Raw genomic sequence first — 17684 nt, 5'->3', positions numbered from 1 at the left:
CCAAGCCCGCACCCCGCGCCGCCTGCCTGCCGGCCTGTTTCGACACCCCGGACAGGCCGGCGGGATCCCGGCGGCCGGTGCGGCATCCTCCACGAATCACAGGATATCCGCCATGTCTTTCCTGCGCCTACGGCGGCAGTCCATGCCGCGCGGGCTGGTGGTGCTATTGACCGCGCTGGCGATCTACCTGCCGCTGTCATTCATCATCGTCCAAAGCTTCCTGTCGGAGCCGTTTTTCATGCCCGACAAGCATGTCGGGCTGGACGCGTTCCGCTTCATCTTCGCCGACCCGGATTTTTACAGCGCCCTGCGCAGCGGCTTCTTGCTGGCGTTCGGCCTCATTGTCATCGCCGTACCGCTGGGCGGCATCCTGGCCTTTCTGGTCTCGCGCACCGACCTGCCCGGACGGCGCTGGATACAGCCGTTGATCCTGGTGCCGGTGTTTGTCTCGCCCATGGTGCTGGGCTTCGGCTACGTGGTGGCCGCCGGGCCGGTGGGTTTTTTCTCCACCTGGGCCCAGGACATTCTGGGGTTCACCCCCTGGAACATCTATTCCCTGCCCGCCATCATCCTGATCGCCGGGCTGACGCACGTCCCTTATGCCTACCTGTATATTTCCTCGGCCTTGCACAGCCTGGGGTCGGACGTCGAAGAAGCCGCCCGCAGCACCGGCGCCAGCCCGCTGCAGGTCATGACCGCCGTCAGCCTGCCCATGGTGCGCCCGGCGCTGTCCTATGCCTCGGTGCTGCTGTTCTTCCTGGGACTGGAAGTCTTCGGATTGATGCTGGTGCTGGGCGACCCGGAAGGCCACCTGGTGCTGTCCACCTATCTGTACAAGCTGACCAACAAGCTGGGCATCCCGTCCTATCACCTGATGGCCGCCGTCGCCATGGTGCTGATCGCCTTCACCATCCCGCTGGTGATGCTGCAGCGCCGCCTGCTGGCCAGCGCGGCGCGCTATGCCACGGTCAAGGGAAAAGTCACCCGGCCGCGCGTGCTGCCCTTGGGCAAATGGCGCTGGGTGGCGGGCGCGGTGGTCGCCCTGTGGCTGTTCGTGGCGATCATCGTGCCGCTCACCGGCGTCGTCCTGCGCGCCTTCGTGACTAACTGGGGGATCGGCATCTCGCTGACCGACGTGTTGTCCATCCGCGCCTTCCAGACCATCTGGGAGCAGCCCACCCTGATGCGCGCCATCTGGAATTCGGTGCTGATCGGCGTGATCGGCGGGGCGCTGGCCGTGGCCTGCTACACCGCCATCGCCCTGGCCAGCCACCGCAAGCGCGACCATGTCACGCGCTTTCTGGACTACAGCGTGCTGATCCCGCGCGCGGTGCCCGGGCTGCTGGCCGGCCTGGCCTTTTTGTGGATTTTTCTGTTCATCCCCATGTGGCTGAAAGATTCCCTGGCCGCAGGCTGGCTGTCCGTGCTGCCGGGGGCCTTGTGGATGCAGGAACACTTGGTCGAACCCCTGCGCAGCCTGCGATCCACGATCTTCAGCGTCTGGCTGGCCTATTCCGTGGTCTGGATGGCCTATGGCCTGCGGCTGATCTCCAGCACCCTGCTGCAGGTGTCGCCTGAACTCGAAGAAGCCGCCCGCAGCACCGGGGCGCGCCAGGCCCAGGTCACGCGCCACATCACGGTGCCGCTGGCCCGCTACGGCCTGATCGGTTCCTGGTTGCTGATGTTCCTGATTTTCGAGCGCGAGTATTCCACCGGCGTCTACCTGCTGACCCCCGGCACGGAAACCATCGGCTCGATGCTGGTCTCATTGTGGGCGACCGGCGCCATCGACATCGTCGCCGCCCTGTCCTTCATCAATATCCTGCTCGTGGTCGTCGGCATGGGCGTGGCATTACGTTTCGGAGTCAAGCTCCATGATTGAACTCACTGTACAAGACCTCTATCTGAACTACGGCGCCAATCCGGTGCTCAAGGGTGTCTCTCTGGCACTCAAAAAAGGGGAAGTCGTCGCTCTGCTGGGATCCTCCGGCAGCGGCAAGACCACGCTGCTGCGCGCCATCGCCGGTCTGGAACAGGCCAGCGAGGGCCGCATCACCATGAACGAGCGCGTCCTGTTCAATGGCCAGACCAAGGAAGAACTACCCGCCGAACACCGCGACCTGGGCATCGTCTTCCAATCCTATGCACTGTGGCCGCACAAAACGGTGGCCGAGAACATCGCCTATCCACTGAAGCTGCGCAAGGTCAAGACGGCCGAGCAGCAAGCCCGGGTGCAGGAGATACTCGACCAGCTGGGCATGGGGCACCTGGGTGCGCGCTATCCCAACGAACTCTCCGGCGGCCAGCAGCAGCGGGTGGCCATCGGGCGCGCCCTGGTCTACAACCCGCCGGTGCTGCTGCTGGACGAACCACTGTCCAACCTGGACGCCAAGCTGCGTGAAGAAGCCCGCGCCTTCCTGCGCGAACTGATTCTGCGCCTGGGCCTGTCGGCCATCATGGTGACCCACGACCAGGCCGAAGCCATGGCCATCGCCGACCGCATCCTGCTGCTGCACAATGGCAAGATCGAGCAGCAAGGCACCCCCCAGGAAATGTACGGCGCGCCCCGGACGCGGTTTTGCGCCGAATTCATGGGCAGCAACAACCAGCTGCAGGGCAAGGTCGCGCAGGCGGCCCCGGATCAGGTGACGATCCAGGGGGCCAATTGGTCGATCACCGGCAAGCCCATGGGGGCCTTGAGCCCCGGCCAGGATGCCGTGGCCATCATCCGCCTCGAACAAGTGCGCCTGAGCGACACGCCGTCCGCCAACAGCCTGTGCATGCCGGTGTCGGCCAGCATGTACCTGGGCGACAAATGGGAATACCTGTTCCGCCAGGGGGGCAGCCACGACCCGCACAGCCTGACGCTGCGGGCCTATGGGCGCGAGGAACGCACGCCCGCCGACCCCTGCTACCTGAGCCTGCCGCCCGCGGCGGTGTGGGTGTTCCCCGCCTGATCAGCCCAGCGACACCCGGGCATTGCGGAACATCCGCATCCACGGGGTATACCCCCCGTGGGCGGCCTGCTCGGCCCCCTGATCCGCCGGCCCCCACGGGGCCGGCCGCCAGGACATGGCGACATTGCGCGTGACGCGCTCGGGGTGCGGCATCATGGCGGTAAAACGGCCATCCGCCGTGGTCACCGCCGTCAGGCCGTCCGGGCTGCCGTTGGGGTTGGCCGGATAGGCCTGGGTGCGCGCCCCGCGATGATCCACGAAAGCGGCGGCGGCCAGCACCTGGGCGGCATCGCCCTGACGGCTGAAGTTGGCAAAGCCTTCGCCGTGGGCCACGGCAATGGGGGCGCGGGTGCCGGCCATGCCGCTGAAGAAAATGGACGGAGAATCCAGGATTTCCACCAGCGACAGGCGGGCTTCGTATTGTTCGGACACGTTGCGCGTGAAGCGCGGCCAATGCTGCGCGCCGGGAATCATGTCGGCCAGGGCGGCCAGCATCTGGCAACCATTGCACACCCCCAGGGCAAAGATGTCCGGGCGGGCGAAATACGCCGCGAACTGATCGGCCAGGGCGGCATTGAAGCGGATAGTGCGCGCCCAGCCTTCGCCGGCCCCGAGCACGTCGCCATAGCTGAAGCCGCCCACGGCCACCAGGCCCTGCACGGTGTCCAGGCCGATGCGCCCGGACAGCAGATCCGTCATGTGGACATCCACCGCATCGAAGCCGGCCACGTCGAAGGCCCAGGCCATTTCGACCTGGCTGTTGCAACCCTGTTCGCGCAGGATGGCCACCCGGGGCCGCACCCCGGTGGCGATGAACGGCGCGGCCACGTCTTCCTGGGGATTGAACGCCACCCGGGCGGACAGGCCCGGATCTTCGGTATCCAGCCAGGTGTCGTGCTGGGCCTGGGCGCAGTCGGGATGGTCGCGGCGCGCCATGATGCGGCGCGTGGTCTCGCTCCAAACCTGGCCCAGTTCGGACAGCGGCCGGTGGTACAGGATGGCGCCGTCGCGGAACACCTGAAGTTCCTGGCGGCTGTTGGGCATGCCCACCACATGGGTGATGGCCGACAGGCCCAGCTGGCGCAGGTGCTGCAGAATGGCATCGCGGTGAACGCGCGGCACCTGCAGCAGCCAGCCGGCTTCTTCATTGAACAGCGCCGTCAGGTTGTGCTCGTGGTGCAGCACGGCCACCTGATCATTGCGGATCTTGTAGTCGCCCGCATCGGCCGTGACGGGGTCGATGGTGAGCATGTCCAGGTTGAGCGACAGGCCCAGCCGCCCCGCAAAGGCCATTTCGGCGGCCGCCGCCAGCAGGCCGCCGTCGGAGCGGTCGTGGCAGGCCAGCACCCAGCCGCGCGCGGCCAGGTCGCGCACCGCCAGAAAGGCCGTGCGCAGCAGATTGGCATCGTGCATGTCCGGGGTTTCGACCCCCATGCCGCCGGTCACCAGCCCCAGCACCGAGCCGCCCATGCGCTGGCGGCCTTCGCCCAGATCCAGCAGCAGCAGGACGGAATCCCCCGCATCGGCGCGAACTTGCGGCGTCAGCGTGGCGCGCGCGTCGGCTACGGGGGCGAAAGCCGTCACCACCAGGGACACCGGCGAGACCACTTGGTGATCCCCCGACTCGTCCCGCCAGGCGGTGCGCATGGACAGGGAATCCTTGCCCACCGGAATGGACAGGCCCAGGGTCTGGCACCAGTCGCTGACGGCGGACACGGTGTCGAACAGAGCGGCGTCCTGGCCCTCGACCCCGCAGGCGGCCATCCAGTTGGCCGACAGTTTGATGTCTTCCAGCCGCGCCACCCCGGCGGCGGCCAGGTTGGTCAGGGCCTCGGTGACGGCCATGCGGCCGGAGGCGGCCGGATTCAGCACGGCCAGCGGGCTGCGTTCGCCCAGGGCCATGGCTTCGCCCGCCACGCCTTCGTAGTCGCGCAGGGTGACGGCGCAATCGGCCACCGGCACCTGCCAGGGGCCGACCATCTGGTCGCGGGCCGTCAGGCCGCCCACGCTGCGGTCGCCGATGGTGATCAGAAAGGACTTGCTGGCCACGGTGGGGTGGCGCAAGACGCGCTCGACGGCGTCCGCCAGTTCGATCCCGGCCAGATCCAGCGGCGCGCCCCGCACGGGGGCCCGCCGGGCATCGCGCTGCATGCGCGGCGGCTTGCCCAGGATGACGTCGACCGGCACATCCACGGGACGCAGCCCCTGCGCCGGAATCTCGCCGGGCGCGCGATCCAGGCCGGGCAGGCCTTCGCCCAAGGTCACTCGCAGGCGGCGTTCTTCGGTGGCGATGCCCACCACGGCATAGGGGCAGCGCTCGCGCTCGGCGATCCGGGCGAAGCGATCCAGGTCGGCCGGCAACAGGGCCAGGACATAGCGTTCCTGGGATTCGTTGCTCCAGATCTCGGCGGGCGACAGGCCGGATTCCTCCAGCGGCACGCGCCGCAGTTCGAACTCGGCCCCCCGGCCCGCGTCGTTCACGAGTTCGGGGAAAGCATTGGACAAGCCGCCCGCGCCCACGTCGTGGATGGCCAGAATGGGGTTGGCATCGCCCTGCTGCCAGCAGCGGTCGATGACCTCTTGGGCGCGGCGCTGCATTTCGGGGTTGCCGCGCTGCACGGAATCGAAATCGAGCTGGGCCTGGTTGGCGCCCGCCCCCATGCTGGAAGCCGCCCCGCCGCCCATGCCGATGCGCATGCCGGGGCCGCCCAGCTGGATCAGCAAGGCGCCCGGAGGCAAGGGGTCTTTGTGGGTCAGGCGGGCGTCGATCTGGCCCAGGCCGCCGGCCAGCATGATGGGCTTGTGGTAGCCCCAGCGCACCCCGTCCACGGTTTGCTCGAAGCTGCGGAAATACCCCAGCAGATTGGGGCGGCCGAATTCGTTGTTGAAGGCGGCCCCGCCAATCGGCCCCTGGATCATGATGTCCAGCGGCGTCGCGATGCGGGCCGGGGCGCAGGCGGCGTCCTCCCAGGGCTCGGCGGCGTCGTCCACGCGCAGGGCGGACACCGTGAAGCCAGTCAGGCCAGCCTTGGGTTTGGAGCCGCGCCCGGTGGCGCCCTCGTCGCGGATCTCGCCCCCCGCCCCGGTGGCGGCCCCCGGGAAAGGCGCGATGGCGGTGGGATGGTTGTGGGTTTCGACCTTCATCAGGATGTGGCTGGTGATGTCCTGGCGGCGGTACAGGGTGTCGTCGGCCCCCGCCGCCTGAAAGAGGGACGCCGCCCCCCCCGCCATGACGGCGGCATTGTCGGAATAGGCCACCACCGTGCCTTCGGGCTGGGCCGCGTGGGTGGCGCGGATCATGTCGAACAGCGTGTGCGGCTGCGCCTGGCCGTCCACGGTCCAGCGGGCATTGAAGATCTTGTGGCGGCAGTGCTCGCTGTTGGCCTGGGCGAACATCATCAGTTCGACATCGGTGGGGTCGCGGCCCAGGTCTCGATAGGCGCGCCACAGGTAGTCGATTTCATCGTCCGACAGAGCCAGGCCCAAGCGGACATTGCAGTCGGCCAGGGCATCCCGGCCCTGCGCCATGACCGGCACCGTCTGCACCGGCTGGCCGGATACCGGCGCGAACAGGGCCTGGCCATCGAAATCGGCCGGCGCCACGGTTTCGGTCATGCGGTCGTGCAGGCAGGCGGCCAGGGCCTGCCGCTGGGCGTCGTCCAGCTTGTGGCTGCCCAGCAGGCGGCGTTCCAGCTGCACGGTATAGCACACGGCGCGTTCGATGCGCAGCACCTGGGGCAGACCGCAGTGGCGGGCGATGTCCGTGGCTTTGCTGGCCCAGGGGGAAATCGTGCCCAGGCGCGGCACCACCAGAAACTGCAGGGCCTGGCGATCCGGCGCGGCGGGCGCGGGCTGGCCATCGTCCAGCAAGGCCCGCAGGCGCTGATGGTCGGCGTCGGAAAGATCGCCGTCCACCCCCACGAAGTAGCAGGACTGGGCCACGATCGACGCCACGGGCAGGCCGCGCTGGGCGAAAAGACGCAAAAGGCCTTGCTGGCGAAAATCGGACAAGGCGGCAGAACCGGAAATCTTCAGGACGGTGGTCACGGCGAGGGGCCCAACAGTGGAGAATCCTGTATTTTACCGGGATCGGCGCCCCCTGCCGCGGAAAACCCCAGGCCCGTGTTCGGCATGGCCGGCGGACGCCTGGATCAAACGGCACCCGCCACGCCGGCGCGCCGGCGCGCCTGGGCGGCGCTTTCAGGCATCCGGGTACGTGACCGCCAGGATGTCGAGTTCCTGCACCCCGGCGGGCGTGCGCAGCGTGACGGTATCGCCTTCGTGCGCCTTGATCAGCGCCCGCGCCACGGGCGACACCCAACTGATGCGCCCGGCCAGGGGATCGGCCTCGTCCACCCCCACGATGGTGACGGTGGTCTCCTGGCCCTGGCTGTCGCAATACTGCACCGTGGCCCCGAAAAACACCTGATCCCGATTGGGCTGCAAGGCGGGATCGACGACCTCGGCGGCCGCCAGGCGGCGCGTCAGGAAGCGGATGCGCCGGTCGATCTCGCGCAGGCGTTTCTTGCCGTAGATGTAGTCGCCATTCTCGGAGCGGTCGCCATTGGACGCCGCCCAGGAAACGGTCTGCACCACGTCGGGGCGCTCGGTATTCATCAAATGCATGAGTTCGTCGTGCAAGGCCCGGTAGCCCCCGGTGGTCATGTAGTTCTTGACCCCCGCCGGCAAGGCGGGCGGATCGGGCAGATCGTCGTCCTCGTCGTGGTCGGATTCTTTGACAAAGGCTTTGTTCATGGCGATTCCTGTATCCAATCGGCCCACACCGGCGTCAGGCCATCGGGCAGGGGCGGCATGGCCCCCAGATCCACCCGGCCCGTGCCGGGGGCGTGAAAATCCGACCCGCGCGAAGCCTGGAAGCCGTATTGCCGCGCCAGGCGGGCGTAGCGCTGGTATTGCGCCGGGGTATGGCTGCCGGTGACGACCTCGATGGCCTGCCCCCCCAGGTCTTTGAATGCGGAGAACAAGGCATCGTGCTGCTGGGGCGTGTACTTATATCGCCCGGGGTGGGCAATCACCGCCTTGCCGCCCGCAGCCAGTATCCAGGCCACGGCGTCTTCCAACAAGGCCCATCGGGTGGGCACGAAGGCGCGTTTGCCCTCGCCCAGGTAACGGTCGAAGGCTTGCTGCAGGGATTTCACGTGACCCGCCTGCAACAGGTGCCGCGCAAAATGCACCCGGCTGATGAGATCGGGGTTGTCCACATACTGCAAGGCCCCGGCGTAGGCGTGCTCGATCCCGCAATCCGCCAGCAAGGCGTCCAATTGATGCGCCCGGGCGAAGCGGCTGCGGCGGATGTCCGCCAGGCCGGCCTGCAGCGCCGGGTGATCCGCCTGGATGCCCAGGCCCACGATATGCACGGTCTTCTGGCAAAACGTGGCCGAGATTTCGATCCCCGGGATAAAGCCCATGCCCAATTGGCCGGCCGCCTGCGCGGCCTGCGCCAGGCCGCTGGTTTCATCGTGGTCCGTCAGGGCCCACCAGTCCACCCCGTTGGCGCGGGCCCGCGCGGCCACTTCGGCCGGGGCCAGGACGCCATCGGACTGGCAGGAATGGCTGTGCAAATCAATATTCAACGACATGAAATCTCTCTTGACCGGGGAAGCCGGCATCCTGCGCCCGCAGGCCGGCCCCCGGCGATGCCCAGGGCGCTCGTCTAATCCGCCAGCAAAAACCGCCGGATCGCGTCGATCTGATCCGGGCTGCGCAGCGTGGGGGCGTGGCCCACGCCGGCAAACTCGACGCTGCGGGCCCGCGGGTTGCGCGCCAGCATGTCCTTCAAGGCCGCCGCCGGCAGGATATCGGAATCCGCGCCGCGCAGCACCAGCAACGGCATGGGCAGGTGATCCCAGGCCTGCCACAGCAGGGTTTCCGCCGCGTCCAGGGCCTCGGGCGTCTGCAGGGCAAAGGGCTGGGCCATGCGCAGATCGTAGTGTTTGATCCATTGGCCGTCCTGCTCATGGAACACATGCTCGGTCAGGGCGGCCCAGCCGTCCGCGTCATGCGGGCCAAAGCCCTGCGACACCGAACGGACATAATCCACGGCCTGCGGGAAGCGGTCGAAACGGATATCCTGGCCCACGTAATCGGCGATGCGCGCCAGGCCCTCGCGGTCCAGAACCGGGCCGATGTCGTTGAACACCATGCGCCCCAACGGCACATCCGGGGCGGCCCCCAGCCCCCAGGGCCCGCGCGCGGGCCGCAGCAGCGGCGAAGCCACGGCGGCCCCGGCCAGGCCCAGGCCGATCAGCCCGCCCATGGACGTGCCCAGCCAATCCAGCCGCGCCGGATTCAGGCGGGCAATCAGGGTGACCATGTCCGCCACATACTGCGGCACCACGTAGGCGGCGGGATCGGCCAGCCAATCGGATCGGCCCCGGCCCGCCACGTCCGGGCACACCACCCGGTAGCGGTCTTGCAGGGCCCGCGCCAGCAGGTCGAAATCACGCCCGGTGCGCGTCAGGCCATGGACGCACAACAAGACATGGTCGTTGTCTGGATCGCCCCATTCCCAGTACGCCATGCGGTGCAGGCCGGCGGCGCTGGCGCAGGTGACGGAATGAAGGCGGGGGGCGGCGGGCGAGGACATGGGAAGACTCCTTGTGGCAACAGGCTTGCCTTGATAAAGGGCTTGCCTTGATTGTAGCCAAGCTGGCCGCCCCGTCGCCGGCCAGGCGCGGCGGCGTCATCCCGCACCGCTTGCGGCGCATCTGCAAAACAGCCCGCCCGCGCCCTGAAGCGCGTGGCGGGCTGTGCGCCGCTGTGGTGATCCGCCGTCAAATGTGCAAGGCCTGACCCAGGGCCCGCAACGCGGCTTCTTGAATGGCCTCGCCCTGAGTGGGATGGGCGTGGATCGTGTGGCCCACATCTTCCAGGCGGGCGCCGAGTTCGATGGACTGGCCAAAGGCCGCCGCGAACTCGGAGACCCCCCGGCCCACGGCCTGCCAGCCCAGAATCAGGTGGTTGTCGCGCCGCGCCACCACCCGCACAAAGCCATCGGCGGATTCGAGGGTCAGGGCGCGCCCGTTGGCGGCCAGCGGAAACACGCCGTCCAGGGCGTCGATGCCCGCCGCCTGCGCCTGCTGGGGCGACAGGCCGCAGGTGACGACCTCGGGGTCGGTGAAGCAGACCGCCGGAATGGCGGCGGGCACGAAGTGCCGGGTCTTGCCGGCGATCTGTTCGGCCACGCACTCGCCCTGGGCCATGGCCCGGTGCGCCAGCATGGGTTCGCCGGTGAGATCGCCAATCGCCCAGACCCCGGTCATGGACGTGCGGCAGCGGTCGTCCACCCGCACCGCCAAGCCGTCCATGTCCAGCATCAACGAACTGAGCCCGAAGCCCCGGCTGCGGGGCCGGCGGCCCACCGCCACCAGAATCTGCTGGGCAGCCAGGAGTTGCTCCTCGCCCTTGGGCGGCTGGATGCGCAGGCCCTTGCCGTCTTCGGCCAGCCCCAACACCTGGGTCTGCAGGTGCAGCCCCACGCCCAGGGACTTCAGCGCCTTGTGGACAGGCTTGACCAGGTCGGCGTCATAGGCGGGCAGGACGCGATCCTGGGCCTCGATGATGTCGACCTTGACGCCCAGCTTGCGGTAGACCGTGCCGAGTTCCAGCCCGATGTAGCCGCCGCCCACGACCGCCAGGGACTTGGGCAGTGTCTTGGGCGACAGGGCTTCGGTGGACGAGATGACCGGCCCGCCGAACGGCATGAACGGCAAGGCCGCGGGCTCGGAGCCGGTGGCCAGCAGCAGATGTTCGCAGCGGATGCGCTGCGGCGCGCCCGCCTTGCCTTTGGCCACGGGATCGACGTCCACGGTCTTGCCGTCGACGATGCGGGCCCAGCCCTGCATCACGGTGACTTTGTGCTTTTTCAGCAAGGCCGCGATGCCGGTGGTGAGTTTTTTGACGATGGCGTCCTTCCAGGCAATGCTGCGATCCAGGTCGAGGGCCGGTGCCTGAACCCGGATGCCCAGGGGCGAATCGCCCGCATAGCCCTGCAGGGCGTGGAACTGCTCGGCCACGTGGATCAGGGCCTTGGAGGGAATGCAGCCGATGTTCAGGCAGGTGCCCCCCAGGGTGGCCCCTTCGACCAGCACCGTGGGAATCCCCAACTGGCCGGCCCGGATGGCGGCCACATAGCCGCCAGGCCCCCCGCCAAGAATCAGCAAGGTGGTTTGAATGGGATTGGACATGCTGGGTTACTCCACAAACAACAGCGCCGGGCATTCCAGGTAGCGCCGGATGCACTGGATGAATTCGGCGGCGTGCATGCCGTCGACCACACGATGATCAAAGGACGAGGACAGGTTCATGAGCTTGCGCGCCACCACGCGGCCTTCCTGGAAGACGGGCCGTTCGACCACCCGGTTGACGCCCACGATGGCGACCTCGGGATGGTTGATGACGGGCGTGGAAACAATCCCCCCCAAGGCCCCCAGGCTGGTCAAGGTGATGGTGGAGCCGGTGAGCTCGTCGCGCGCGGCCTTGCCCTGGCGCGTGGCCTCGGCCAGGCGGGCCACTTCGGCGGCGCACGACCAGAGATCCAGGGTTTCGGCGTGATGCACCACGGGCACCATCAGGCCGGCGGCGGTCTGGGCCGCCACCCCCAGGTGCACCGCCCCGTATTGGGTGACGACCCCGGCCTCGTCGTCGTAACGCGCATTGATCTGCGGATATTCGCGCAGCGCCAGCACGATGGCCCGGGCCAGGAACGGCAGCAGGGTCAGCTTGCCGCGCTGGGTGCTGTATTGGGCGTTGAGCCGCGCCCGCAGGGATTCGAGTTCGGTGACGTCGATTTCCTCGACATAGGTGAAATGCGGGATGCGGCGCTTGGACTCCTGCATTTTCTGGGCGATCTTGCGCCGCAGGCCGATGACCGGCACCTGGGTTTCCTCGTCGTGCGACTGGTACAGCGTGCCCGTGGTGCGGTGCGACGTGGCATTGCGGTCGCGGGCCAGCCAGGCGTCCAAGTCGCCATGGGTGATGCGGCCGGCCGGCCCGCTGCCCGGCACGTACTGCAGGGTAATACCCAGATCCCAGGCGCGGCGGCGCACGGCGGGCGAGGCCAGGGGCCGCTGGCCCGCCGTGCGGGCGGGCGCGTGCGCGGTCGAATGCGGCGCGGCGGGCCGCTGCGCATCCGCCACCGGGGCGGCGGCGGACACGGCAGGCGACGCGGGGCTGGCCTTGGCCGCCACGCCGGCCTGAGCGGACGACGGCGGCGCGGCGGCGGCGCGGGCCGCCGGCACGGCCGGCGCGGCATCCGCATCGGCCGATGCCGCCGCTGCCTGAGCGGCGGCCGGCTGGGACGCCGCCGTCCGGGTCTTGAACGTGTGCGCGTTGCCCTCGCCTTCGACCTCCAGGCGGATGAGCTCGGAGCCCACCGCCATGACTTCGCCCACCTGGCCGCCCAGGGCGGTCACGCGGCCCTGCACCGGGGACGGCACCTGGACGGTGGCCTTGTCCGTCATGACGTCGGCCAGGATCTGGTCTTCGACCACGGCGTCGCCCGGCTGCACGTGCCATTCGACGAGCTCGACTTCTGCGATGCCTTCGCCGATGTCCGGCATCTTGATGATATGAATACCCATTATGCCTCCCGGAACGCGCGTTTGAATGCCTCGGCCACCCGTTTGGGGCCGGGGAAATAAGCCCATTCATGCGAATGGGGATACGGCGTGTCCCAGCCCGTGATGCGCTCGATCGGGGCCTCCAGGTGATAAAAGCAGTGTTCCTGCACCAGGGCGCAGAGTTCTGCGCCGAAACCGCCCGTGCGCGTGGCTTCGTGCAAGACCACGCAGCGGCCGGTCTTGCGCACGGAATTCAGGATGGTGTCCAGATCCAGCGGCCAGATGCTGCGCAGATCAATGATGTCGGCCTCGATGCCGGCCTCCTGGGCGGCGACCTCGGCCACGTAGACCATGGTGCCATAGGTGATGACGGTGAGTTCGCGGCCTTCGCGGTACAGCGCCGCCTTGTCCAGCGGCACGGTGTAATAGCCTTCCGGGACATTGCCCAGGGGGTGCTTGGACCACGGCACCACGGGCTGGTCGTGGTGGCCATCGAAGGGGCCGTTGTACAGGCGCTTGGGTTCGAGGAAGATGACCGGGTCGTCGTTTTCGATGGAGCTGATCAGCAAGCCCTTGGCGTCGTAGGGATTGGACGGCATGACCGTGCGCAGCCCCGACACGTGCGTGAACAGGGCCTCCGGGCTTTGGCTGTGGGTCTGGCCGCCGAAAATGCCGCCCCCGCAAGGCATGCGGATGGTCAGCGGCGCGGTAAAGCCCCCGGCCGAGCGATAGCGCAGACGGGCCGCTTCGGAGAAAATCTGGTCGGCGGCCGGATAGAAATAATCGGCGAACTGAATTTCGACCACGGGCCGCAGGCCATAGGCCCCCATGCCCACGGCGGCCGCCACGATGCCGCTCTCGGAAATCGGGGCATCGAACACCCGCGGCTGGCCATACTTGGCCTGCAGGCCTTCGGTGCAGCGGAATACCCCGCCAAAATAGCCGACGTCTTCGCCGAAGATGACGACGTTGTCATCGCGCTCCAGCATGATGTCCATGGCCGAACGCAGGGCCTGGATCATGGTCATGGGGCGCGTCTTGAGTTTTTTCTGTTCCATGATTACACCCCCAGTTCCTGGCGCTGGCGGCGCAGGTGTTCCGGCATTTCCTTGTAGACGTCTTCGAACATGGTGGCCACGCTGCTCGTGCGCCCCGTGGCCAGCGTGCCGTGGGCTTCGGCCTTTTTCTGGGCCGCCACGACTTCGGCCTCGCAGGCCTTTTGGGTTTCCTGGTGTTCTTTCTCGGACCAGAGGCCGCGCTGGATCAGATATTGCTCGAAGCGGTCGATGGGATCGCCCAGGGGGAAGCGCGACCAGTCGTCGGCGGGGCGGTACTTGGAGGGATCGTCCGAGGTGGAATGCGGCCCGGCGCGGTAGCTGACCCATTCGATCAGGGTAGCGCCGTGGTTGTTGCGCGCCCGGTCGGCGGCCCAGCGGGACGCCGCATACACCGCCAGGAAATCATTGCCGTCCACCCGCAGCGAGGCCACGTTGGAGCCGATGCCACGCGCCGCCAGCGTGATGCCCTCGCCCCCGGCCACCGCCTGAAAGGTGGAAATGGCCCACTGGTTGTTGATGACATTGAGGATGACCGGCGCCCGGTACACATTGGCAAACAACAGGGCGGTCTGGTAGTCGGACTCGGCCGTGGCACCGTCGCCGATCCAGCCGCAGGCGATGCGGGTATCGCCCTTGATGGCCGAGGCCATGGCCCAGCCGACCGCCTGAGGCATCTGCGTGCCCAGATTGCCCGACAGTGTGAAAAAGCCTTTTTCGGGCACGGAGTACAACACCGGCAGCTGGCGGCCCTTGAGCGGATCTTTGTCGTTGGAAAAGATCTGGCACATCATGTCGAACAGGGGGTAGTCCTGGGCGATCAGCAGGCCCTGCTGCCGATAGGACGGGAAATGCATGTCGCCATCGCGCAAGGCCAGGGACTGGCCGATGGCGATGGCTTCTTCGCCCAGGCACTGCATGTAGAACGAGGTTTTTTTCTGGCGCTGGGCGATGACCATGCGCGCATCGAAGACGCGGGTCTTGATCATGGCCTGCATGCCGCGCCGCAGCGTGTCGTCGTCGGGGATATCCTCGGCCCAGGGGCCCTGGGCCTGGCCATCGTCGTCCAGCACGCGGATGAGCCCCAGGGCCAGGTCGCGCGTGTCGTAGGGAATGGTGTCGATGGGGGGTTTTCGGGCCGCGCCTGCCGGCTGCAGCCGTAAATACGAGAAATCGGTCGCCTGACCGGGACGCCCAGAGGGCTCTGGAACGTAGAATTTCAGGGGTGTCTGTGTCATGGTCGGAACAATCTTTTGGATTTGCCATTAACCCGCGGGCGGGCAATTGTCGTCTTGTGGACGGCTGGCGCATCATCGCCGATCTTGCGATCCAACACAAGAGCGGATTAACCACTAGTGCCCTGCCCGGCGCCGGGGCTTGAAGCCGAATGCGCCGGACAAACCATCAGGGGCGCTGCCCATGCCAGTACCGCCGGGACGACTCCAGGACACTGTACAACGACAGCCCCTCCGCGCGCGACTGGGCATTTACCCCGCCCTGCCAATCGGTGCGCCAAAGGCGGGCGCCGGCGCGCCGCCAGCGCCGGGCCACGGCATCGGCGGGATGCCCGTGGCGGTTCCATCGGCCCACCTGCATGATCACATGGCGCGCGGCAACCGCCTGGACAAAGGCCGCCGAAGACGAGGTGCGCGAACCATGGTGGGCCGCCACCACCACATCCACCGGCGTCAGGCCGCGATCCACCAGCCTGGCTTCGGTATGCGCGTCGATATCGCCCGTCAGCAGCAGGCTGTGATGGCGGCCCCGCACGCGCAGCACGCAGCTGCCGGCGTTGGCCTGCGCGCCTTTGCGTTCAGGGCGCACGTCCAAGGGCCACAAGAACTCGAAGTGCACGCCATCCACCTGCCAGCGGCCGCCAAACTGGCAGGGCGTTGCCGCCAACGGCTGTAACGCGGGGCCGGCCTGCAGCAGGCGGGCCTCGCGGCGCAGCCAGCGATCCAGGTCGAACGAACTGAAACTTTGTTGCACAGGCAAGCCCGCCAAGACGCTGCGCACCCCGCCGGCATGATCCAGATCCGCATGGGACACAACCAGGACATCCAGACGCCGCACCCCCAAGGCCCGGGCGGCCGGCAGCACCGTATTGGCCCCTTCATCGCGGTCGCGCGCATGGCGGGGGCCGGCGTCAAACAAAAAGGCATGCCGCGCCGTGCGGATCAGCAAGGCGCTGCCCTGCCCCACATCCAGGGCATGCAAATCCCACTCGCCGTCCGCCGGACGAGGCGGCGACCACAGCGCCATGGGCAACAGGGCCAGCCAGCCCAGACGGCGCCAGCGGGAAACATGGGGACAAGCCGCCCACTTGGCCCAAGAACGGCTCGGGAGACCGGCAGGCCATAAAGCGACCGCCACGCCGGCCAGCGCCAGCCCATACAGCCCCATCGGGCCGGCGGCGACCGGCAAGGTAGGCAAGGCCGCCAGCCACACGGTAGGAATCATCAGGCCTTCCAATACCGTATGCGCCAGCCAGGCCAAGCCCGCGGCCACCGTCGATAGACCGGGGATCACGGCGCACGCGGCCAGCAGCAGCGACAAAGGCGTGACCAGCAACTCAATCAGCGGGATGGCATAGGCATTGGCCAGCGGCGACACCAGCGAGACCTCATGAAACATCCAGGCCAGCACCGGAGCCAGGGCCAAGGTGATCGCCCCTTGCACGCGGGCGGCCAGGCGCAGGCCCCGGGCCATGCGTTGCCAGCGGGCGGCCGATGCCGACAGCGACGACGGCAATGGCGACGACGGCGCGGGCGGCGCGATCCGCGGCGTTTGAGCGGCCACGCCGCCGTCACGATCCAGACTCACGGCCAACAGCACCCCGACCGCCGTGAACGACAGCCAGAATCCACTGGCCAGCACCGACCAGGGATCCAGCGCCACCACGGCCACGGCGGCCAGGGCCAGCACCCGGGGGCCGCTCAAGCGCAACTGCAGCGCCTGCGCCCCGGCCACCACCGCCAGCATCATGAAAGTGCGTTGCGCCGGCACGCCCCACCCCGCCAGCAGGCAGTACAGCCAGGCCACGACCAAGGCGGCGCAAGCCCCCGCCCGGCGCGCTGGCCAGCGCTCGGCCAGCAGGCGGCCCCGCCAACTGACACGCCGCCAGGCCCACGCCATCGACAATCCGCCCAGACCGGCCAGCATGGTGATGTGCGAGCCTGAAATCGACACCAGGTGGGTCAGGCCCGTGCGGTTGAACACGGCCCAATCGGCATCGTCCATGCCATCCTGGTCGCCGATCGCCAGCGCCCGCAACACCGCCCCATAGCGCTTGCCTTCCAGGTGCGGCGCCATGGCCTGGCGGATTCGATGGCGCGCCCGATCCGCCACCGTGGCCAGGCTGTGCCACGGCTCGTCGCGCAGATAGCCGGGCTGGCCGCGCACCGTGCCGCTGGCCCGAATACCAGCGGCAAAGACATGGCCTTCATAATCGAAGGCCGCCGTATTTTGCGCCGCCTGGATGGGCCGCAGCACCAGGGCCATGCGCCAGACCTGGCCCGCATGAATCTCGGGAAACGGCGGATCGGCCGCCCGGGCCGCCGCATAGGGGCTGCGCCACCCGGCGGCGGGCCAAGTGACCACGATCCGGGCGGGCACCCCCGCCGGGTGGGCATCCAGCACATCGGCCTCGAAGCGGATGCGGTCGGGCCGCAGGCGCGGCAGACCCGCCACGCGCAAAGTCACCCGGGACACACGATCCACATTGCCCGGGGCCAGGGCCTGATCCAGGCGCTGCTGCGCCCACAGGCTGGTGGTGACGGCGGCCAGCCAGGCCGCCAGCAGGCACAGGCCCGATAATCGGGCCATACGCAACAGGCCGCTGAAACGGCCTGTCCCGCCACCGCCTGTCCCGCTACCTTGGCGCAGGCCATATCCAGCCCCGGCCAGCAACGCCAGGGGCAATAATCCCCAGGACAATAATCCAGGCCACCCCGGCAGCTCGGCCTGCCGATGAATCAGCATCACCCCCGATAAGCCCGCGGCAACGATCAAGCGCCCCTTCATCGTGTGTCTCTGTCTGCCTGAGTGGAAGAAAGCACACTACGCCAAGGCGACAGGACAAATCCAGGGCC

General features: G+C 68.1%; 11 protein-coding genes. 2 read left to right on the top strand and 9 right to left on the bottom strand.

The window, feature by feature from the left end; translation table 11 throughout:
* Window positions 1-112: 112 nt before the first annotated feature.
* Window positions 113-1882, top strand: a complete 1770-nt coding sequence (locus ACMHYJ_RS06920) for an ABC transporter permease (RefSeq protein WP_414245467.1) — start codon at window positions 113-115, stop codon at window positions 1880-1882.
* Window positions 1875-2957 (top strand): ABC transporter ATP-binding protein, encoded by a 1083-nt coding sequence (locus tag ACMHYJ_RS06915; protein WP_414245466.1) that lies wholly within the window; start codon window positions 1875-1877, stop codon window positions 2955-2957. The genes ACMHYJ_RS06920 and ACMHYJ_RS06915 overlap by 8 nt, the downstream gene beginning before the upstream one ends.
* On the opposite strand, the gene purL is transcribed toward ACMHYJ_RS06915, so the two are convergent.
* From purL to ACMHYJ_RS06870, 9 genes are all read right to left on the bottom strand, one after another.
* Entirely contained in the window at window positions 2958-7004 is a 4047-nt protein-coding gene (gene purL / locus ACMHYJ_RS06910; protein WP_414245465.1) for a phosphoribosylformylglycinamidine synthase, read from the bottom strand. It lies immediately after the preceding gene.
* 153 nt (window positions 7005-7157) lie between these two features.
* The gene (greB, locus tag ACMHYJ_RS06905; RefSeq protein WP_414245464.1) at window positions 7158-7712 is read right to left on the bottom strand and encodes a transcription elongation factor GreB; all 555 of its coding nucleotides are present in this window, start codon (window positions 7710-7712) and stop codon (window positions 7158-7160) included.
* On the bottom strand, window positions 7709-8551 hold the full coding sequence (locus ACMHYJ_RS06900) for a PHP domain-containing protein (RefSeq protein WP_414245501.1): 843 nt from the start codon (window positions 8549-8551) through the stop codon (window positions 7709-7711). Before ACMHYJ_RS06900 ends, greB begins: the two co-directional genes overlap by 4 nt.
* An 80-nt stretch (window positions 8552-8631) precedes the next feature.
* Entirely contained in the window at window positions 8632-9564 is a 933-nt protein-coding gene (locus ACMHYJ_RS06895; protein ID WP_414245463.1) for an alpha/beta fold hydrolase, read from the bottom strand.
* Between the two features lie 187 nt (window positions 9565-9751).
* A complete protein-coding gene (gene lpdA / locus ACMHYJ_RS06890) occupies window positions 9752-11164 on the bottom strand; it encodes a dihydrolipoyl dehydrogenase (protein ID WP_414245462.1) in 1413 nt (470 codons plus the stop codon).
* A 6-nt stretch (window positions 11165-11170) separates the two neighbouring features.
* Window positions 11171-12559: a dihydrolipoamide acetyltransferase family protein gene (locus tag ACMHYJ_RS06885; RefSeq protein WP_414245461.1), complete on the bottom strand. Its 1389-nt coding sequence runs from the start codon at window positions 12557-12559 to the stop codon at window positions 11171-11173.
* On the bottom strand, window positions 12559-13596 hold the full coding sequence (locus ACMHYJ_RS06880) for an alpha-ketoacid dehydrogenase subunit beta (RefSeq protein ID WP_414245460.1): 1038 nt from the start codon (window positions 13594-13596) through the stop codon (window positions 12559-12561). Before ACMHYJ_RS06880 ends, ACMHYJ_RS06885 begins: the two co-directional genes overlap by 1 nt.
* Window positions 13597-13598: 2 nt before the next feature.
* Window positions 13599-14831: a 3-methyl-2-oxobutanoate dehydrogenase (2-methylpropanoyl-transferring) subunit alpha gene (locus tag ACMHYJ_RS06875; RefSeq protein WP_414245459.1), complete on the bottom strand. Its 1233-nt coding sequence runs from the start codon at window positions 14829-14831 to the stop codon at window positions 13599-13601.
* Between the two features lie 166 nt (window positions 14832-14997).
* On the bottom strand, window positions 14998-17616 hold the full coding sequence (locus tag ACMHYJ_RS06870; RefSeq protein ID WP_414245458.1) for a DNA internalization-related competence protein ComEC/Rec2: 2619 nt from the start codon (window positions 17614-17616) through the stop codon (window positions 14998-15000).
* Window positions 17617-17684: the final 68 nt, after the last annotated feature.

It is taken from the genome of Castellaniella hirudinis, from assembly GCF_047468865.1.
In the GTDB taxonomy this organism is placed as follows: domain Bacteria; phylum Pseudomonadota; class Gammaproteobacteria; order Burkholderiales; family Burkholderiaceae_B; genus Castellaniella; species Castellaniella hirudinis_A.
This window is presented reverse-complemented; position numbering and strand designations above follow the sequence as displayed.